Origin of the sequence: Puia sp., assembly GCF_035546395.1 — a bacterium.
Classification (GTDB): Bacteria; Bacteroidota; Bacteroidia; order Chitinophagales; family Chitinophagaceae; genus Puia.
Genome location: NZ_DASZXR010000014.1, coordinates 882,748 through 901,012, shown reverse-complemented (window position 1 = coordinate 901,012; position 18,265 = coordinate 882,748). Strand labels below are relative to the sequence as shown.

21 protein-coding genes are annotated in these 18,265 nt (G+C 45.5%); 2 read left to right on the top strand and 19 right to left on the bottom strand.

Features of this window, described 5'->3' with window-relative positions; all coding sequences use genetic code 11:
* Positions 1–25: 25 nt before the first annotated feature.
* From VHE34_RS16510 to VHE34_RS16450, 14 genes are all read right to left on the bottom strand, one after another.
* The gene (locus VHE34_RS16510; protein WP_325589925.1) at positions 26–517 is read right to left on the bottom strand and encodes a DUF305 domain-containing protein; all 492 of its coding nucleotides are present in this window, start codon (positions 515–517) and stop codon (positions 26–28) included.
* A gap of 74 nt (positions 518–591) precedes the next feature.
* Positions 592–930 (bottom strand): four-helix bundle copper-binding protein, encoded by a 339-nt coding sequence (locus VHE34_RS16505; RefSeq protein ID WP_325589923.1) that lies wholly within the window; start codon positions 928–930, stop codon positions 592–594.
* A gap of 32 nt (positions 931–962) precedes the next feature.
* Entirely contained in the window at positions 963–2,246 is a 1,284-nt protein-coding gene (locus VHE34_RS16500) for a hypothetical protein (RefSeq protein ID WP_325589921.1), read from the bottom strand.
* A gap of 124 nt (positions 2,247–2,370) precedes the next feature.
* On the bottom strand, positions 2,371–2,988 hold the full coding sequence (locus tag VHE34_RS16495) for a DUF305 domain-containing protein (RefSeq protein WP_325589919.1): 618 nt from the start codon (positions 2,986–2,988) through the stop codon (positions 2,371–2,373).
* A gap of 89 nt (positions 2,989–3,077) precedes the next feature.
* On the bottom strand, positions 3,078–3,449 hold the full coding sequence (locus VHE34_RS31150; RefSeq protein WP_414709901.1) for an HYC_CC_PP family protein: 372 nt from the start codon (positions 3,447–3,449) through the stop codon (positions 3,078–3,080).
* 139 nt (positions 3,450–3,588) lie between these two features.
* The gene (locus VHE34_RS16490; protein ID WP_325589917.1) at positions 3,589–4,821 is read right to left on the bottom strand and encodes an efflux RND transporter periplasmic adaptor subunit; all 1,233 of its coding nucleotides are present in this window, start codon (positions 4,819–4,821) and stop codon (positions 3,589–3,591) included.
* Complete coding sequence (locus VHE34_RS16485) at positions 4,821–6,083, bottom strand: efflux RND transporter periplasmic adaptor subunit (RefSeq protein WP_325589915.1); 1,263 nt, start codon at positions 6,081–6,083, stop codon at positions 4,821–4,823. Before VHE34_RS16485 ends, VHE34_RS16490 begins: the two co-directional genes overlap by 1 nt.
* 7 nt (positions 6,084–6,090) lie before the next feature.
* Positions 6,091–7,341 carry a TolC family protein gene (locus tag VHE34_RS16480; protein WP_325589913.1) on the bottom strand — a complete coding sequence of 417 codons (1,251 nt, stop codon included), beginning with the start codon at positions 7,339–7,341 and terminating at the stop codon, positions 6,091–6,093.
* A 4-nt stretch (positions 7,342–7,345) separates the two neighbouring features.
* Positions 7,346–9,256, bottom strand: coding sequence for an efflux RND transporter permease subunit (locus VHE34_RS16475; RefSeq protein WP_325589911.1), 1,911 nt, complete (start codon positions 9,254–9,256; stop codon positions 7,346–7,348).
* Positions 9,257–9,261: 5 nt separating this feature from the next.
* Positions 9,262–10,542: an efflux RND transporter permease subunit gene (locus tag VHE34_RS16470; RefSeq protein ID WP_325589909.1), complete on the bottom strand. Its 1,281-nt coding sequence runs from the start codon at positions 10,540–10,542 to the stop codon at positions 9,262–9,264.
* A 5-nt stretch (positions 10,543–10,547) separates the two neighbouring features.
* Complete coding sequence (locus VHE34_RS16465) at positions 10,548–10,877, bottom strand: heavy metal-binding domain-containing protein (protein WP_325589907.1); 330 nt, start codon at positions 10,875–10,877, stop codon at positions 10,548–10,550.
* A 33-nt stretch (positions 10,878–10,910) separates the two neighbouring features.
* A complete protein-coding gene (locus VHE34_RS16460; RefSeq protein ID WP_325589905.1) occupies positions 10,911–11,273 on the bottom strand; it encodes a heavy-metal-associated domain-containing protein in 363 nt (120 codons plus the stop codon).
* Positions 11,274–11,417: 144 nt separating this feature from the next.
* Positions 11,418–11,834, bottom strand: coding sequence for an HYC_CC_PP family protein (locus VHE34_RS16455; RefSeq protein ID WP_325589903.1), 417 nt, complete (start codon positions 11,832–11,834; stop codon positions 11,418–11,420).
* Positions 11,835–12,368: 534 nt separating this feature from the next.
* Positions 12,369–12,665: a helix-turn-helix domain-containing protein gene (locus tag VHE34_RS16450; RefSeq protein WP_325589901.1), complete on the bottom strand. Its 297-nt coding sequence runs from the start codon at positions 12,663–12,665 to the stop codon at positions 12,369–12,371.
* A gap of 463 nt (positions 12,666–13,128) precedes the next feature.
* Between VHE34_RS16450 and VHE34_RS16445 the strand changes: the two genes are divergently transcribed.
* Both VHE34_RS16445 and VHE34_RS16440 read left to right on the top strand, forming a co-directional pair.
* The gene (locus VHE34_RS16445; RefSeq protein ID WP_325589899.1) at positions 13,129–13,917 is read left to right on the top strand and encodes an RNA polymerase sigma factor; all 789 of its coding nucleotides are present in this window, start codon (positions 13,129–13,131) and stop codon (positions 13,915–13,917) included.
* Positions 13,914–15,011, top strand: a complete 1,098-nt coding sequence (locus tag VHE34_RS16440; RefSeq protein WP_325589897.1) for a hypothetical protein — start codon at positions 13,914–13,916, stop codon at positions 15,009–15,011. The genes VHE34_RS16445 and VHE34_RS16440 overlap by 4 nt, the downstream gene beginning before the upstream one ends.
* Before the next feature lie 774 nt (positions 15,012–15,785).
* Here VHE34_RS16440 and VHE34_RS16435 read toward each other — a convergent pair.
* The 5 genes from VHE34_RS16435 to VHE34_RS16415 form a co-directional block, all read right to left on the bottom strand.
* Positions 15,786–16,217, bottom strand: a complete 432-nt coding sequence (locus VHE34_RS16435) for a hypothetical protein (RefSeq protein ID WP_325589895.1) — start codon at positions 16,215–16,217, stop codon at positions 15,786–15,788.
* Between the two features lie 43 nt (positions 16,218–16,260).
* Positions 16,261–16,860, bottom strand: a complete 600-nt coding sequence (locus VHE34_RS16430) for a hypothetical protein (protein ID WP_325589893.1) — start codon at positions 16,858–16,860, stop codon at positions 16,261–16,263.
* Between the two features lie 12 nt (positions 16,861–16,872).
* Positions 16,873–17,418, bottom strand: a complete 546-nt coding sequence (locus VHE34_RS16425; RefSeq protein ID WP_325589891.1) for a hypothetical protein — start codon at positions 17,416–17,418, stop codon at positions 16,873–16,875.
* A gap of 202 nt (positions 17,419–17,620) precedes the next feature.
* Positions 17,621–17,851, bottom strand: a complete 231-nt coding sequence (locus VHE34_RS16420; protein WP_325589890.1) for a DnaJ domain-containing protein — start codon at positions 17,849–17,851, stop codon at positions 17,621–17,623.
* 73 nt (positions 17,852–17,924) lie between these two features.
* Positions 17,925–18,203, bottom strand: a complete 279-nt coding sequence (locus VHE34_RS16415) for a hypothetical protein (protein WP_325589888.1) — start codon at positions 18,201–18,203, stop codon at positions 17,925–17,927.
* Positions 18,204–18,265: the final 62 nt, after the last annotated feature.

Sequence of the window (18,265 nt, the reverse complement as noted above, 5' to 3'; positions counted from 1 at the left end):
TCAATGCAGCCGGGCAGGATTTATGCTACTTTTTTAATGCCTCCAATTTGGCTTTCATTTGCTGAATCTCGGCCTCCTGGCTGGTAATGATTTGATTTGCCAGCGCTCTGATCTCCGGGTCCTTTAATGACGCTTTTTTCACCATCAATACGGCCGCAGCATGGTGCGGTATCATGGAACGTAAAAATGGTTTGTCCGTGACGCCTGCCTGCTGCCTAATACAGACGTAAAAAAAAAATCCTCCGATCAATCCGGCGATGATCAATCCCGTATTCAACTTTTTATTCCCATACATGCCGCCCATGATAATAAGTTCAATAAGCAGCATAGGCATGGTCATCAGCCCCGCCATGTAGAATTGATTAACGTTTGGTACAACATTGGAGAATTTATCGACCATCGCGTACATGAGAATATACATGAATATAAAGGAGGTCACTATCATCAATAGCAGCTTTTTATAGGGCATACCATTTTTATACATAATATGTTTTTCTTTTTGTGCTTGGATGTTCATACTAAGGTTGTTTATAATTAAAAAACATTCTGGTGAAGTTGACAGCTATACAACGCCACTAACCCAACTTGTTCCTAGACGTGCTGGGCCATATTGGCGCATACTTCTGCGCATTTTCGGCAAGTTTCTGCACACTGTCTGCAATGCTCCATCCTGGTATATTTTTCACATTCTTCAGCGCACCGATTGCAAATGTCTTCACAAAGATGGCAAAGTTGCGCGGACATTTCGCCGTCCAGGCTCATTACCTGCGCAGCTGTATTGCAAATAGCCGCACATTCGAGATCAAGCTGAATACACCGTGTCATCATTTTTACATCTTCTTCATGGAGACAGGCTGAAGCGCATTGATTACAGACGGTCGCGCATTCGCGGCATGCTTCGATACATTCCTGATACTGTTGATGTGACATAATAGTCGTTTTTATTAGTTAAGAAATAGCTACTACATATTTTCCATCTTCATCTTGTGCATCTTCATCAGGGAAGGATAGAATCTGAGGTAAACCTCTCCGGCCAGCGGGTTTTTGCCATATAAACTACTCAGTTGCTTATCCGGGTGATACCAGGACAATTGCCCGCCACCCATTACCCGTACATTGCCGGAGTGAATAAGGTCGTAACCGGCGCCAATGGTAGTGGCGTTGACGGGAAACTGAACATTGTTCCCATAGGTATTGGGCTCAAGGTTTAGCTCTTCTACGGATTTTTGTACCCATTCATAGCGAAAATAGGCCAGGAAACTTTTCAGGCGGAGCGATGCTTCCAGCTGAGCATCGTTTGATCCATCCAGATCCTTTTGTTTATTCAGACCCCAGACGGCAGTGGCGTTGAAAAAGTGTTCCTCCCTGAAAGCACAGGAATACATGGCGGAGGCGGTGGTCCGGTGAATATTTTCGTCAGGCTTTAGCGCTTCAGGGCTTTTTATGTATCCATGGGATATCTGGAGTGCCCAGTTTTTAGTAGGATTTAAGGAAAGGCGGCTGCTCCAGGAGTTAAACAATGGCTTGTCAAAATTATACCTGTCCTCATCAGGCTCCTGGCCGGTAAACGAGGATGCTTCCAATTTAAAAAGGCCGTACCGGAACCCGATGGTGGCTACCCCAAATGTAATATGGGTAGCATCCGTCCAGTGATGCCCCAACGGCGCATCGGGATTATCCATCCCGGAGGGTCGGTGGACATAGGTCACTGGCCCGAGGGCCGGTTCCCCAGGATAGCCGAAGTAAACGAAGAAGTCGGACTTCGGAGAAAAAGAATAGGAGTAGCTTACCGATAGCTCTGAGAACAGGTCATGTGGATGCTGCCGGTCGACCAAAGGTTTTCCTTTCCAGGATTCTCCTGTCTGGAATAGAAGGGGATACCCACTTCCGCCGGCAATAGCTGCATCAAGAGAGAACATGGTGTTAAAGTGAAAAAGACCTTTGCTGCCAACCTTGGTTTGTCCCATAAACATCAACATGTTGGGGGCATCCCATTTCTCACCTCCTCTCGTGCCTGCCTTGCCAAGGTCCTGGTGGTTATACCGGAGGAATATATTCCCATGGACCATGTACATCCATTTCTTAGAATGGAGCATATAAGCATACATGGGAGCGTCATCCGGTAACCAACTGGTGCCTGAACCATTCCGGGACATGGGCAGGTTCAGAGAAAAAGCATTAGTCATGGGCACATCCATCGGCATATCCATGTCCATACCCTTGTTCATTGGGTGGCTGGTATCCATAGATATACCGGAACTATCGCTTCCAGCCGGCATACGATGTTGGTGCTGGTGCTGGGCGAAGCCGGGAACCCAAAACACTGCCAATAAGGCGAGTAAAATTGCGTATCTGGACATAGTGTTAGATTTAAGGTTTACGTTTATTAGCGATTAACCAACTGGCAAGCTCATTGATCTCCATTGTTTGCGATTTGACCATACTCTTAGCCATATCTAATAGATCGGGGTAATGTCCATGATGAAGATAGGCGGAAGCATTATCTGTCGCACTTTGGTGATGCACAATCATCAGCGTTGCAAAATCGTTATCGATATCTCCTGTTATCAATTGGATGTCGGCCGTCGTGTCCATTTTTCCCATGTTGGCTTTCTGTTCCATGGTAAATTCAGGGTCGCTGTTATCAACGCTGAGACCCGCCAGTATGCGGGAAAGATCTTGTATCTCTTTTTGCTGCTCTTCAATCGTTTTTTGAGCAATCCGTTTTAAGGAGTCGTTTTTTCCTTGTTGAATCTCCAGGTTGGCCATGCTGATCGCGCCCTGGTGGTGCATGCGCATCATGGCTGCAAAATCGATATCGGGGTCATTGGTCATTTTCGTGGTATCCATTCTGCTCATCATAACATGTACGCTGTCCATCATACGATTGTTGTCATGTGCCTGCAGCTTGATGCCGCTATCTTTAGAGCATGAAGCAATGGAAATAAGCAGGCATATGCTTACTGCCAAATAAAAAGGTGATTTCATATTGTTAATTTGGGAGAGTAAATAATGGTGTATAGGCTCCTGAGGAACTTATAGAAAAAACTTGGCAGTGCCATTTGGCCTGCCGGCGATCAAACCCGGAAATTCAATAATGTTAAATAGCGGGGAAGCGCTGGAGGGGCATGAAAAGAATAGGTTTCTCCCAACCTTTTATCAATTTTTTGGTCGCTGTAAATAATCCAGGTCGCACTAGTCGGTAAAGCATAGAGACTGGGAGAGAAATCACATATAATTGGAGAAATATGCTTATCGCCTGATTTTAAGCTTAGCTGGATGTCCTTACAACAGGCTTTTGAGTCCTTTTTGGCATCCATCCCGCAGCCGGCGCAAATTTTTTGCGGTCCGGTAGATGAAATTTCGACTAACCTGCCCATGCAAAAATGACAATCAAAACTTGCCTGTATAGTAGACAGCGAATAAAGGAGAAACAATATTATGGACATGACTCTTTTCATGGACTGGCATAACAACAAAACATGCAGAAAATTCTATGCCATGCAGTTATTGCCAGGTTCGGGGTAAAGGAATCATCAAAGCAGATACCCTATAATAGTAAAATGGGTAGTGTTTTCCACCATAACCTTACATTTTCATATTGTCCATATCCATCCCTTCCATAGGTGATGACCCTTTCCGAAAAATATATTCGCTTTCCAGCAAATAAGCGCCCGTGACCACTACTACATCCCCTGGCTGCAATCCCGACCTGATCTCGATAAGACCATTCCCCTCCATTCCCGTCTCGACCATCCTGCTTTTGAAGGTGTTTTGCGTCGTCTCCACCCAAACTACCGACATCTTACCGTTCCTAAGCACGGCATCGATGGGAAGAGAGAGCGCTTTCTGCTGAGGGTTTTTGATCGTAACATAGGCAGGCATGCCTGGTTTTAGCTGATGATCTTTATTGGAAAGTGTGACCCGGATCAGGTTGATGCGGGTGTTCGGATCGATCTCAGGATTTACAAAATCGATGACTCCTTCCATGGGTTGTTTTTCCGGGAAGTCAGGGAATTGCACCAGTGCCTTGCCTGTTTGCCTGAGCTGTGTCAGTTGGGAACTGTACACCTGCGCTTCCACCCATAGGGTAGAAAGATCTGCAAGGCGTAGTATGGCACCGCCTTCCATCACATAGTCGCCTTCTTTTACTGTCAGTTCAGTAATGGTACCTCCCACCGGGCTGTAAAAACTTGTTGTCACGCCGGCTTTACCGTTTTTCACCAGCTCATTCACCTGGGCATCGCTGATTCCCCATAATAGTAGCTTGTTCCTGGCTGCCTCGATCAATGGATTGTAATCTATGATGGAATTGCCGAGCGTTCTTTGCTTTTGTATAAGAAGGAGATATTCCTGTTTGGCATTGTTCAATTCTTCACTGTAGATGTCGAATAATTTAGCCCCTTGGGGGATGTATTCGCCGATATTCTTAAAATAGAGGTGATCGATCCGGCCACCGATGCGAGCGCTGACTGCATTCGTTTTGGACTGGTCTGTATTGAGGGTCGCTGTCAGCACCAGCTGACTTCCTGTGTATCCCGGATGGATTGTATCAGTAGAGATATTTCCAAGCCGCATTTGTTCGGGGCTGAGTTTTAGCTCATCGTTTTTCTGTTGCTGGCTTTTGTGGACGGCTGTTAGCTCCATATGACAAATGGGGCATTTCCCTGGCTTGGACTCCACTACCTGCGGGTCCATGCTGCAGGTGTAATAAATATCCGGGTCCGATTTTGCCGTTTGCTCTTTTTTTAGCTTGCAGGAGGAAAGCAGGAGCAGCAGTCCCACTGCCATGAAGATCGTAGGAAGTTGAAGCCTGTTCATTATTGTTGTTTTATTTTGATAAAACTTTCGCTGTCCATTAGGAATTGGGCGTCGGCCGCCACGCTGTCTTGTTCATCCAAGCCGCCCGTTACCTGGATAAGACTATCGGTCAGCAAGCTCGTTCGGACGGCCTGCACTGCAAAGCCTCCTTCAGCCTTCTTTAAAACAACATGACTCAAGCCAAGGTTCAACACCGCTGACCGGGGAAGCCAGGCTGCACTGGGGCTATTGCTCCGGACGATGGCCCTTACCTGGCTGCCAATAGGTATTTTCCGGGTGGCATTATTAAAAAAGATCCTTACCGTAAGCGTCTTATTATTATCCCTGAAAAACGGCTCTACAAAATTGATGCGGGCGTCAAAGGAATCATTAGTGGTCTCCGGAATGATCGTCACCGGCATGCCCTGCTTAATAAACGGCACGTCATCCGGAAAAATATTAAGGATGATCCAACTGTTATCCGTATTGAATAGTTGGAATATCGTTTGCCCTTTTGTGACATACATACCTTCCTTAACAGGCAATTCTTCGGTGCCTTTCGATACATCCATGCGTTGTGCTCCGTTGTCCGGCGCTTCGCCCATACCTCCGGCGGCATGAATATGTCCGCTATAGTCACTATATACTGATACTGTATACGAAGATTTTCTTGTCTGCATCACTTGTTCCATCTGCTGTACGGTCATGCCAAGCAACAGCAATTTTTCCCTGGCTGCGTTTAGCAGGGGAGCGTTGTCGGGATCATGGCGGAGAAGGAATAAAAGGTCCTGCTGGGCGGTGACCAGTTCCGGGCTGTAGATATCCATGATCTTCGCGCCCTGGTGCACATGCTGGAAGCGGTATTTTACATATAGCCTTTCGATCCTTCCGGAAACCCGCGCGGAAATAGTATGTACCTGCCGGGTGTCATAATCCACGCTGCCCAACACTTCTTTATTAACGGTTTGCACGCCTGTTTGCAGGGTAGTCACCGGTATACTGGAAATTACATAGGAGTTGGTAGGTTTTAGCAAGGTGCCAGGATCGGCCGTTTCTGTGCCTGCCTCCGCTGCTGTATACTCCTTTTTTACCAGGGTCATACCGCAAATGGGGCAATTGCCGGGTTGGTGGGCGATCACCTGTGGATGCATAGGACAGGTGTAAATGACTTCCTGGGCAGCAGGGGCTGGCTGTTTGGCCGCAGGGACCTTTTCTTTACAGCCGATAAGGAGCAAAGTTGAGGCGAAAAAGCCTGTGATCAACCATATATACAGTTTGTTCATACTTATGTCAATTTTGTTGCAGCACTTTATCCATTTCTACCTGCATGTTCAATAGCTCCTGCAACTGGCCCAGGTATTCCAGCTGCGTCATATTCAGGGTTTCCCAGGCATCCAGCAACTCAAACAGCTCGCCTGTATTCTGTTCGTAGCTCAATTGCATGGTCTGGTAATTTTTCTGCAACGCAGGGATGATCTTTTCCTCGTACAGGGATACCTGTTTCTTTTTATTGTCCAGACCAGCGAGAATGCCCGAGATCTGTCCTGTGGCTTCGTTCAACACCAGCTGTTTTTGTTCTTTGAGTGATTCGGCTTTCCAGGTCAGGCTTTCGATATTTGCTTTATAGCTTTTGGACGACCAGGCCGCGATGGGCAGCTTGACCATTGCCATCAAACTGTATTGCATGGGCAGTCCTCCAAATCCGAACATATGATCGTAGCGGATACCGAACTGGGGCTTTAGTTTAGATTGTTCCAGGTTTTGTTGCAGGTAAGTGAGCTGAATATTTTTGTCAATGGCTTTCAGATCGCTGCGGGCCTGGACAAGATAGGAACTGTCGGCCGGCTGATAGTCCCTGATCGTGTAAATAGTATCGATCCCGAATGTCATGTCTTTGCTTCTGTTCATTAAAGTATTCAGCATGATCTGTTGTTGCCGTATCTCGTTTTGCAGCATGATGCGCTGGTTTTCGATGCCCGCCAGCGCAGCCTTGGCCTTGTAGTAGGCATTGAGCTTACCCAGGTTGTTCTTGTACCTGATCTCTGTGCTTTGGATCATGAAATTGAGCAGGCGCTCGTCCTCATCCAGCACCCGGATTTTTTTTTCTGTGATCAGCCAGGTGTAATAACTTTTTTTTGCGGCGGCATAGAGCCCGTTAAGATTCGCCTGCTTGCTTTCCCTGCTGACGGCGGATGCGGCCTGCATATACCGGGCGTTAGCTTCCTGCTCTTTTTTATTGGGAAGCATCTGCTGGGCGGAGATCATATATTGTCCCATACCCGGGGTGCCGTCGGCCATCTTTTTCCATAAGGAAGGATTGTAAGGTGTCATCCAGAAGCCAGTGCTCAGCTCAGGCGGCATCCAGCTTTTGGCCCCTTTGGCCGCCTCATCCATAGAGCGAATGTCAGCATCATACATTTTTAGTGAAGGATGGTTAGACTGAACAGCCGATAAAATATCATCCAGCTTCATCACCGGCTGTGCCTGTCCCTCCCGTAGGGATAATATAGAAATAATCAGTGTAATGAGTAGTTTGTTCATCGTATTAATGTTTTACTTCCAGCACATCGATCTTTCCGTGCTTTCTCAATTCATATTCCTTGCTCATTAAGAAAATGATGGGAGTGACCAGTAAGATATGGATGGAGGAGGTGAATACCCCGCCGATCATGGGCAGTACAATCGGCTTCATGACATCGCTGCCCACGCCCGAACTCCATAATATGGGTATCAATCCGAACAAGGCTACGCAGACAGTCATCAATTTAGGACGCAGCCTTTTGGCGGCCCCCGCAACCACGTATTCCCGCAGATCTGCTGGGGTAATGCTCTCCCTGGAATTGCCTTTTGCCGTCACCAACTGCTGCATGGCATCGTTCAGGTAGATCACCATGACAATCCCTGTTTCTACAGCCAGCCCGAAAAGAGCAATAAAGCCCACGGCGACTGCCACCGACAGGTTGACTCCCCAGAAATAGACCATATAGGCCCCGCCGATCAGGGCAAAGGGAATGGTGATGAGGCTCAACAAGGCTTCCCGGGCGGAATGGAAGGCGAAATACATGGAAATAAAGATCACTGCCAGCACAACCGGCAATATCATCTTCAACGTCTTCTCGCCGCGGATCAGGTTCTCGTATTGTCCGCTCCATTCCAGGAAGTAACCTTTGGGCAGGCGGGTCAGCATTTTATTCAGCCTGTCCTGTGACTCTTGTACGGTACCGGCCAGGTCCCGGTCGCGTACATTGAACAGAACGGTGCCCCTCAATAAGGCGTTCTCCGAATTGATCATGGGTGGCCCTTCCGTCAACTGCACATCCGCTACGGCGCTTAAAGGGATGGGGCCGAATGGCATAGTCTGGACGGACAACCGCTTCAGCGCTTCTATATCGTCCCTGAAGTCCTGGGCGTAGCGGGCGTTGACAGAAAAACGACGGCGACCTTCCACAGTGGTTGTCAGCTTCATACCGCCCAAAGCGCTTTCGATGACGGCATTTACGTCATCGATGCTGAGTCCGTACCGGGCGATCTCGTCCCTTTTGATGGCTATGTCAATATATTTCCCTCCCGTAATAGGTTCTACATACAGGTCTTTCACGCCTGCGATGCCTTGTAATTCCGTCTTTACCTTTTGCGCAAAGGCAGAGATGGTATCCAGGTTCTGCCCGTATACTTTTACTCCCACGTCCGTGCGGATACCGGTAGACAGCATATTGATCCGATTGATGATGGGCTGGGTCCAGCCGTTGGTGACGCCGGGTATCTGCAATTTATTATTCAGCTCATTGATAATGTCTTCTTTGGTGAGGCCGGCACGCCACTGCGCTTTTGGTTTCAGCAGGATGATCGTTTCTACCATGCTGATGGGAGAATTATCCGTGGCAGTGTTTGCCCGGCCCGCCTTGCCCAGAACGTTCATTACCTCCGGAACCGATTTGATGATCTTATCCTGCACCTGCAGGATCCTTTTGACCTCGGAGTTGGAAACATCGGGTAATGTCACCGGCATAAAGAGGATGGAACCTTCGTCCAGGGGCGGCATAAATTCTCTTCCCAGGCTTAAGATCAGGGGTATACTGATGATCAAAGCAATGATATTAATGCCGATGGTCGTTTTCCGCCACTTGATACAGAGCCTGATCAACGGCTCATACATTCTTTCCAATACGCGGTTCACCGGATTGGCCTGCTCTCCCCTAAAACGTCCGGTCATAAAGAAGGAGATGAGCACGGGCGCCAACGTCACCACTAGGAAGGCGTCCACCAGCATGATAAAGGTCTTGGTATAAGCCAGCGGATGGAACAGCTTGCCTTCTTGTCCCGTCAGCAGGAACACCGGTAGAAAAGAAGTAATGATGATAATGGTAGAGAAAAAGACACCTCGCGACACCTGTTTACAGGACCTTTCGATGATCGCCAGTCTTTCGGCCCGTGGAATGCGGTAATAATTACGCATGTTGATTATTTATTCGGTGAATGCTTTGCCTGCCATTCGGCTAAATTCCGGTAGGAGTTTTCCGCCATGATAATGCCGTTATCCACGATCACACCGATAGCCAGGGCGATACCTGTCAGGGACATGATATTAGAGGATAAACCAAAGGCATTTAGCAGGATAAAGCTGATGGCAATGGTGATAGGGATTTGTATGATGATGCTCATGGCGCTGCGCCAGTGGAATAAGAAGAGGATGACGATAAGCGATACGGCCAGCATTTCCTCTCCCAGCTTGCCCTTGATATTGGCGATGGCTGCTTCGATCAGGCTGCTGCGGTCATATGCGATCTTGAAATGGACGCCTTCCGGCAGTCCTTTTTCCACATCCTTCATCTTTTCTTTCACCATTGTGATCACTTTGTCGGCGTTCTCGCCATAACGCATGACGACAATGCCCCCTACTACCTCACCTTGTCCATTTTGATCGAAGATGCCGAGCCGCAGGTCGCCTCCCAGTTGCACCGTGCCAACATCTTTTACCCGGACAGGAATGCCTTTATAATTGGCCAGGGCGATGCTTTCCAGATCTCCCTTGTTTTTAACATAGCCCAAACCTCGTATGATATAGGCCATATCGCTCATTTCGAATTTCCTGCCTCCTACGTCATTGTTGTTAGCCTTGATCTTGTTCATTACATCCATCAGGGAAATGTTGTAGAATTGCAATTTGATGGGATCGACCACTAACTGGTATTGTTTCTCGAATCCACCAAAGGACGCTACCTCGGCAACGCCGGGAACGGTCTGTAATCCGAACTTGATATACCAGTCCTGCAACGCCCGTTGTTCCCCCAGGTCTACGCCCGGTGCATCCAGGGTATACCATAGCACATGTCCGACGCCTGTACCATCCGGACCCAGGGTAGGGGTGATACCTTGCGGCAATAGCCGCTGGGCATAGTTCAATCGTTCCAGCACCCGCGTGCGGGCCCAGTAGATGTCGGCGTTGTCGTCGAATATGATGTAGATGAAACTCATCCCAAACATGGAGGTCCCCCGGATATTTTTCACTTTTGGAATTCCTTGCAGGTTAGATACTAACGGAAAGGTCACCTGGTCTTCCATGATCTGCGGGCTTCGTCCCATCCATTCCGTGAATACGATAACCTGGTTCTCCGACAGATCAGGTATAGCATCGATGGGATTTTGCTGGACAGCAAAGACGCCCCAGGCAAACAGGCCCAGTGCTGTTACCAACACCAGGTACCTGTTGCGTAGGGATAGTTCGATTAATTTCGGAACCATTCTTATTACATTTTCATTTTATCATGGTTCATCGGCTCCTTCTTAACCAGGTCCATACCACACTTCGGGCATTTGCCCGGCTTGTCGCTCCTGACTTCCGAATGCATGGAACAGGTGTAATACGGTTTATCCGCATGGGCCTTTTTGGCAACGAGCGTCATACCGCATTTGGGACATTTGCCTGGCTTGTCCTTGATTATATCCGGGTGCATGGGGCAGGTGTACACGGTCCTTGTTGAGTCCATCTTTCCCATTGGCATCGTGTCTTTGGCTTTTTGGGCAAAAGTGGCGAGAGTACCTGTCAGAAAGAGGATGAGAATGAGGAGTTTTTTCATTTTTTGATGATTTTGCTATTGGTGAGTATTTGATTATGATTTTCTTGGATAATGACAGCAGTCAGGTAGGGCATTGTACACGACATCGCTTGCCTTTACCTTTTCGGTATCATGACCGTCAGCGGCCACCAGCTCCTGTATTTTATCGGTATTGATCTTTGTCCTGGAATACTTAACCAACAACGTTTTCGAATCTATATCCCAGTTGACATAGGAAATGCCCGAAGTAGTCTTTAGGGCGCTCTCGATCCGGTGTTTACACATATCGCAAACACCATTTACTTTGATAGCCTTTGTGGCCATAAAAGGCCCGTCTAATTTATAATTCTGTGCTTTTGTAGTGGAAGTGATGGCGAAAACAAAAGCAATGACGAAAAATGCTTTAATCGTTTTCATACATTTTAATTTATTGGTTAACAATACTGTTACACAACGTTTAGAATAACTTTTCTATGAAAGAGATAAGATGCTTGTAGTAAGAAGATGTACAAAGCACCGATAGCCCAACAGAATGTCAGGCTGTGAGCGGAAAGAAGTAAATCAAATACGGAAATTGCAATTGCGGAGGAACACAGGGACTTTATCAGGCTCGGGGGGAGCATTGGTCGTAGGATAGCCGGCTATGTAAGCAGCAACATATATATCAGCTTGAATAACCGGCTGAACAATTACTGCTTGAGATGCAAGATGGAGAAAGTTATAGGCTGATTCGGAGGCTTTTTGATCTTTGTCCAGCTTCACTACGGCCTGCTTGTCTTTGCAACAGCCATCCTTCATGGCCATGCAGTGGCCGTCTTTGGCATTTTTGGGCATTCCACAGTGACCACAATTCTGGCTGTCCTCGTTTGCCAGGCTCCAGGAAAAAAGCTTGTCCATGCAGTAGTGCAGATGCACTGTTGCCCCCATCGAAGTGGATAGGTAAATGACGGCTAATATGGTGGCAAAGGCCTTTTTCATTGAAAATGCTACCCAAAAGTATAATTATTTTTTATTTGATCAAATTCCACTTTGTTAATTCTGCTATTTCTGATCATCAGAGACCAGTGGACGGCCCAACTTCGATAATTTAACTCTTCCATCAACCATTTCATTTCCATGCTAAACCAATGAAAAACCCATACGATTTTGCCAGAGTACCGATGCAGGAATATAGGGCGCGGTCACCCTTGAAGGGTAGGACCCGGGCTACTTTGTTACCATAATAAGGTGAGCGGTTGGTAGCTGCTTACCCGGAATGGTTGCCAACGCGTAAAAAATGTAGGGGTGCTTTATTGTCAAGCGCGTCTAAAGGAACAAAAGAGGAAATTTTGAATGGTTTGAAAGGGCGTCTGGTGGTTTTCGGTAAGGAGTACCGGGGAACTGGAGGCGCTGCTGGGTAGCGATGCAAATGCAAAAGGTTTTTCATCGTCGACCGAAGCCTTCTAATAAGGTTTTGGTCTTTTTATATTCTTAACGGCGGGTTTTCATGTGCGCTATTGTTGCTGGAACCGCCTATTTCTTTTTTTTCGGTTTTTCGGGTTCTTTATACCTCAAAACCTCGCATAAATTCACATCTAAAACAGAAGCTATTGCTATAAGTGTTAATATCGTTGCGTTGGATTGACCCTTTTCAATAGCGAGTATCTGAGTGTATTTAACTTGTGATACTGCAGCCAGGTCGCGCAGGCTGATACCTTGTTTACCCAATGATCTTTTCTTGCCTTCGGGACCCATGTAATTCATCCGAGCTTCATGGAATTTCTGGCCGATTTCCTGTAATTTTTCCGCACTTTTTATACTGTCGAGCATAGTATTTAGAAACGCGGAAGGTGCTCCTATTTCTAGAAATTTTTTGTTCCATTTCTTGGGAACAAAAAATTAATTCTTTATATTTGTTATAGAAGTTCAATATAAAAACTGAAAAAAAACATGGAATTCAATACAGACAAGCATTTTGCCTTAAGACCCTCCCCGGATTAGGAGAGGATTTTTGGTAAAAGTTAATTAAAAAACTGTCGGCAATTCGCCAATAAGCCTGTAACAGAAAAGGTCGAAAATTTTCAAGACACGGGTAAGTTAGGCAAATTGCCCACCTAAAAAGGTGGGCTTTGCTTGCTTATGTGTCTTAGGGCTTCGACCTCCCTCTGTTACTAAGCAATGTCGGGGCCCATCTTTTTTGTGCCGCCTCTCATACTGAGGGAATGTTGCTCTATTGGCTAACCTGCTACAGTGGTTTCACTAAATGCAAATGCCAACGTTCCAATCTTTCAGTATGATAACTTATCCTCCAAGAGAAACAGAATTTGATCTGGAGTTTCTTCGTGACTTTGCTGATGGGAATGAAGCGGGCCTCTCCCGACTATACACGCTTTATCATTCACCCTTAATTAAATGCGGGCTGCGAATAGTCCAGGATTACTTCGCAGTTGAAAATTTCGTCCAGGACGCTTTTCTAAAAGCCTGGACCTTACGTCACAGGTTAAACAGTTACATGCATGCCTATCGATTTATGCGCATGAATGTAAAATGGGATTGCTACGACTTCTATAAGAGGCCTGAATACCGTCTTGTGGTATATTCTGAGTATGAGCCCTATCCCGATGCTGAGAATTACCCACAGGCCGAGCAGAAAGACGATGTCTGTAAAGACGAAGAAATGCTTCAATCCATTTATAAGATCATCCCATACTTACCACCCGATCGCCAAACCATTTTGAAACTTTACTTTAAATATGGGTTCAGTTATAAGCAGATTGCTAAACGCTACGGGTCGAATATTCAGAACATAACAAAAGAAATTTACGAAAGCTTGGACTATTTAAAGAAAGTGATTCACGCCAAAAAAAAAATATGTGTGTCACCGACTGCCACTTCGCATTGGAAAGGCGCTGAAGAATGCCTTTCTGGCGAAATGCTTGAGATTTTTAAACTCAGATTTGAAGGCAAGCTCCCATTTGAAGTAATTGCTAATAAAATGAACCTTTCCCAGGCAGACGTGCAGCAGCAATATGTTATTGCACATAGAAAACTTAATCAGTTAAAAGCAAACCGCCGGCAATGAACGAAAAACCGATTATATTAACCAGAAAAGTACAACTGGTTATCAATAGTGACGACAAAGTAGTCGTAAGTGAAGCATTCAAGACGCTGCATCAATGGCGATATATTTGTTTTAGAGCCGCCAATTATATTTTCACTCACTTGTTTATACAACACCAATTAAAAGAGTTGTTCTATTTACGGGATGACGTGAAAGTGAAACTAGCCGATAGTGCCAAGGATCCAAATGGTATCCTTACTACTTCACAGCTAAATACTACTTATAGAATGCTGAGTGCGCGATTCAAAGGAGATATACCTATGCATATTATAGCAACGCTGAGTATGACATTGGCAAAGCATTTTAACAATGAAAAGCAAGATTATTTAAAAGGGGAAAAGTCCGTCCGAAATTATAAACGAAATATACCTATCCCGTTCGGAATTAAGGATATCGCACATTTGCAGCCTATCAAGGATGGAAGGGAATACAGTTTTGAATTATTCAAAATCCCTTTTCGGACCTATCTTGGCAGGGATCAATTTTACAAACGCCCTTTATTTGAAAAGCTACTGAAAGGGGATATGATCCTGCACACTAGCTCTATCCAAATCGATAAGAACAAAATTTACTTGCTGGCAGCCTTTGAGATAGAAAAGGAAATTAACGATCTTGATATCAGCATCGTTGCTGAAGCACATTTGTCGATTGACTACCCTATAATTTTGCACATTGGCAAAATGCGCCACACCATCGGTAGCAAGGAAGAGTTTTTACACCGTCGATTAGCTATACAGGCGGCTAGAACCCGGGCTCAGAAGGCAGCTTCTTTTAATCGAGGCCAACATGGCCGCCGAAGGAAACTAAAACCATTGGAAGAATTTCGGGAGAAGGAAAGGAACTATGTTGAGCATAGACTTCATCTGTATAGCAGACGATTGGTTGACCTGTGTGTTCAGCATAGAGCCGGTTCGCTGATACTTGTAGGGCAAACGGAGAAGGAGGCCGCCGCCGCAGAAGATGAACTGGTTTTGCGCAATTGGAGTTACTACTCTCTAAAACAGAAGATTGAGTATAAGGCTAATAAGGCAGGTGTTATGCTTATAACAGAATAGTACTTGATGAGGCTGCTTGTACAGCCGTAAGGTGAGAAAAGCAGATACTCACTAAATACCCGCAGGGTATATACAATCGAAGAGACATGGCTTTTAAGAAAATTATTCATAATATAATGAGGCTGCTTGTAAAGCCGTAAGGTGAGATTGAAAGATATTCACTAAATATCCGACAGGATATATACAATTGCAGAGTAAGGCCTTTTATTAATAGCAAGTTTGTTATATAAATGAGGCTGCTTGTACAGCCATAAGGTGAGATTAACAATACTCACTAAATACCAAGCTGAGTATATACAATCGCAACGCCATAGCATTTAATAAATAGTCAGTTCGTTGGATAAATGAGGCTGCTTGTACAGCCGTAAGGTGAGATTAACAAGTACTCACTAAATATCCACCAGGATATCTACAATCGTAGGGCCATCGCTTTTTGACAAAAGGAGTCTTAATACATTTATGAGGCTGCTTGTATCAGCCGTAAAGTGAGGTTGACAAGGCACTCACTAAATACCGTTCGGGTATATACAATGGCCCACTTATGTCTTTGTAGACGGACTACTAACATTGAAAATATTGAGGCTGCTTGTACAGCCGCAAGGTGAAGCTTATTTGGCACTCACCAAATATCCCAACAGATATATACAAAGGCCCCTATCAGCTTTTTGGGGCGATATATTAACAATGGGTATATACAACGTGGTCTTTTTGCTTTTTTGGGGTGATTCGATCGGTGCCACGGCTCCAGGAATAGGGGATCGATCGTAGCTGCGATTATTGTGAGCGCCGGCGTCCATATTTTCGTTTTTTCGATCTTTTTAACCTCCATTTCAATGTTTTTATAACAGCGTGCTGTTTTTTCAGCGTTTCTTTCACTAGCCCGAGTTCTTCCCACATATTTTTGGTAGGCTCGACTTTGATATTGTCATCGACAAGGGTCATGTCCTGCTCGATTTGAAATACCGGTACTCCCTTTTCAAGTTTCGTGATGACGCTACTCGCCGTCCCATAAAAATCTACCAGGTCCTTGGTCGTAATGGGTTCGATTCCGTTCAACTTCTTGCTCAGGTTCCCTTTATCCCGTCCCATCCATCGGGCCAGTTGCGCAGCACAAAATGCGTTGAGGAAAAGCTGAAGGTCCAAGGTAAATTGCTCAAACTCCGATTTTCTGACATTCCGACCGGGACGGATATTCAATTTCGACATTCGTAAGGATTATGAAGAAACCGGAGCAGTTCCTGGTAGGCTACTACTTTTGTCTCCTTTTTTTCTTCTTAGTGAAATTTGTACTTCTTTTAATTTTCGATCGTTCTCGTTTGTACAGGTTCTCTTGCCAGTCCTCCGATACTACCACGACCGCAGTAAATCGGTGGTATAGATTCAGGATCTGCGCCTGACCGAGCTCGTATTCATATTTCTCTTTATTAGCAGTTACTGCATGCGCCAAGAGCCAGAGAATGGATTTCGTCGACCCGGTAGTTATTTCTTTGAAGAAATCCTGGTAAAACGACGTAGGTAATGGGCTGGCATCACGTTCCATGTCTTTTTTATAGTAACTGTCGTAGTACTGCTGCAGCAGTTCGTCTAACGCGTTGTCACTATGGTCGCTGATCATTGCAGCCGCTGTCGTATAAACGGCGTCGATGAGTTGGACGAATTCAGTTTGCAGATGGCTGACAGCATTGATCTCATTTTGACGGGACGGGTCGATCTCCGCCACCGCGATGCAGCACCATTTGTGGAAATGTTCCTTTAGATAGCTAGGGGTTACATCTCTGAAAATTAGCATTGCACCGATGTCGGGACCGTCTGTCGGAAAATATATGGGGAGGAAATGTTCCGTAATCATGTTGATTGGAGATTATCTATTGTATTTTTTAATCATCTTCTTCCAATCGTGTCCGGTGATGACAATTGCAGAGTAGCGCTCAAATAAGTCTAAGATACTCGACTGGTCAAGATGATATTCGTGCTTGGTGCTATGCACAGCGGCCAACTCCATCAGCACCCAAAGTAAAGACTTCATAGACCTAAAGGATATTTCTCGAAAGAACGCTTCGCAGAAAACCGGCGGTTGCACGATATCCTCTTTTTTCTCGGTTTTTTTATAGTAATTCTCGATATAGTGGTGAACGGATTTCCGCATGTCTTCGTCCGTGATGTCCTCTCTGAAAACCGTGGCGATGAAATAAACAGCATCGACCAGCCCAAGAAATTCGGTTTTGACCAGATGGATGGCATGAATCTCAGCCTGTCGGGATCGGTCGATTTCCGAAAGTCCGATTTCACACCATTGCAGAAAATTCACTTTTAAGTAGATCGGACTAACGTCCTGGAACACGAGCATTGGGCCGATCTCAGGCTCGTGGACAGGGTGGTTAACGAAGTGGAACGTTTCAGTTATCATAATTACACAAGGATAATTTAATTGGTTGGAAAATCTTTTGGTGCTTGCTTTACAATTCGAAAGTGACACTCGTAAAGGCGTAGGATTCTGTTACTCGAATTTTTACCTTGACATTACCATAATCGTAGTCAACGTACGTTTTGTAAGTCTCTTCGCGAACTTTAGATCCCTTTTTTGATTTTGGTTTTTGAGTGCTCTTTGCTTAAGAGCCATTTTTCCAATGCAAGCCATATTGATCATATGCCTTTCGTTTCTTGGGATCGCTAAGCACTTCATTCGCCTCGGTGAGTTCTTGGAATTTTATATTGGCGTCCTTGTCATTCGGATTAAGATCAGGGTGATATTTACGCGCAAGTTTGCGGTACGCAGCCTTAATCTGGTCGGAGGTTGCGTCAGCAGCGACGCCCAATATTTTATAATAGTTTTTGTTCATATAATATTTTATTGTTGGACTTGAGAAATTGTACCACGGCAGTCTCACTTTTTAGGAGACTTTTGTCTCTACGTTACTCCTTCTTGGCAGATGCTAGTAGAAAAGAGGCCTCCAACAGAATCATAAGGTTCTTTTCAAACAATAAATAATCCGCTCTCTTTTGAGGATCGGAAAAAGGGGGTCGGTCCGTGGTCAGGCAAATCTCTTGTATATCTTCTCTTATTTGCCTAATCTCACTTAGACGGTAATCTGCAAAGAATTCCTTGACTACCATTAAGGGATACTCTCTTTCAGCTTTAGAGAGTAAAACGGGTTCATTAAAAAACTCGGGATGATTGGCAAATTCGGACATACCTGCTGATTGAAGATGTACAATTCCTACCATCCTAAGATGGTAGTGACCGAAAGGCATAA

Coding starts and splice junctions, on each gene's coding strand:
- VHE34_RS16450 (WP_325589901.1), bottom strand. CDS start 12,665: ATGCTCGACAGTATAAAAAGTGCGGAAAAATTACAGGAAATCGGCCAG.
- VHE34_RS16430 (WP_325589893.1), bottom strand. CDS start 16,860: ATGATTACGGAACATTTCCTCCCCATATATTTTCCGACAGACGGTCCC.
- VHE34_RS16500 (WP_325589921.1), bottom strand. CDS start 2,246: ATGGATACCAGCCACCCAATGAACAAGGGTATGGACATGGATATGCCG.
- VHE34_RS16510 (WP_325589925.1), bottom strand. CDS start 517: ATGAACATCCAAGCACAAAAAGAAAAACATATTATGTATAAAAATGGT.
- VHE34_RS16455 (WP_325589903.1), bottom strand. CDS start 11,834: ATGAAAAAGGCCTTTGCCACCATATTAGCCGTCATTTACCTATCCACT.
- VHE34_RS16435 (WP_325589895.1), bottom strand. CDS start 16,217: ATGTCGAAATTGAATATCCGTCCCGGTCGGAATGTCAGAAAATCGGAG.
- VHE34_RS16465 (WP_325589907.1), bottom strand. CDS start 10,877: ATGAAAAAACTCCTCATTCTCATCCTCTTTCTGACAGGTACTCTCGCC.
- VHE34_RS16460 (WP_325589905.1), bottom strand. CDS start 11,273: ATGAAAACGATTAAAGCATTTTTCGTCATTGCTTTTGTTTTCGCCATC.
- VHE34_RS16415 (WP_325589888.1), bottom strand. CDS start 18,203: ATGTCCGAATTTGCCAATCATCCCGAGTTTTTTAATGAACCCGTTTTA.
- VHE34_RS16475 (WP_325589911.1), bottom strand. CDS start 9,256: ATGCGTAATTATTACCGCATTCCACGGGCCGAAAGACTGGCGATCATC.
- VHE34_RS16470 (WP_325589909.1), bottom strand. CDS start 10,542: ATGGTTCCGAAATTAATCGAACTATCCCTACGCAACAGGTACCTGGTG.
- VHE34_RS16485 (WP_325589915.1), bottom strand. CDS start 6,083: ATGAACAAACTGTATATATGGTTGATCACAGGCTTTTTCGCCTCAACT.
- VHE34_RS16495 (WP_325589919.1), bottom strand. CDS start 2,988: ATGAAATCACCTTTTTATTTGGCAGTAAGCATATGCCTGCTTATTTCC.
- VHE34_RS16420 (WP_325589890.1), bottom strand. CDS start 17,851: ATGAACAAAAACTATTATAAAATATTGGGCGTCGCTGCTGACGCAACC.
- VHE34_RS16490 (WP_325589917.1), bottom strand. CDS start 4,821: ATGAACAGGCTTCAACTTCCTACGATCTTCATGGCAGTGGGACTGCTG.
- VHE34_RS16445 (WP_325589899.1), top strand. CDS start 13,129: ATGATAACTTATCCTCCAAGAGAAACAGAATTTGATCTGGAGTTTCTT.
- VHE34_RS16425 (WP_325589891.1), bottom strand. CDS start 17,418: ATGATAACTGAAACGTTCCACTTCGTTAACCACCCTGTCCACGAGCCT.
- VHE34_RS16440 (WP_325589897.1), top strand. CDS start 13,914: ATGAACGAAAAACCGATTATATTAACCAGAAAAGTACAACTGGTTATC.
- VHE34_RS31150 (WP_414709901.1), bottom strand. CDS start 3,449: ATGTCCATAATATTGTTTCTCCTTTATTCGCTGTCTACTATACAGGCA.
- VHE34_RS16505 (WP_325589923.1), bottom strand. CDS start 930: ATGTCACATCAACAGTATCAGGAATGTATCGAAGCATGCCGCGAATGC.
- VHE34_RS16480 (WP_325589913.1), bottom strand. CDS start 7,341: ATGAACAAACTACTCATTACACTGATTATTTCTATATTATCCCTACGG.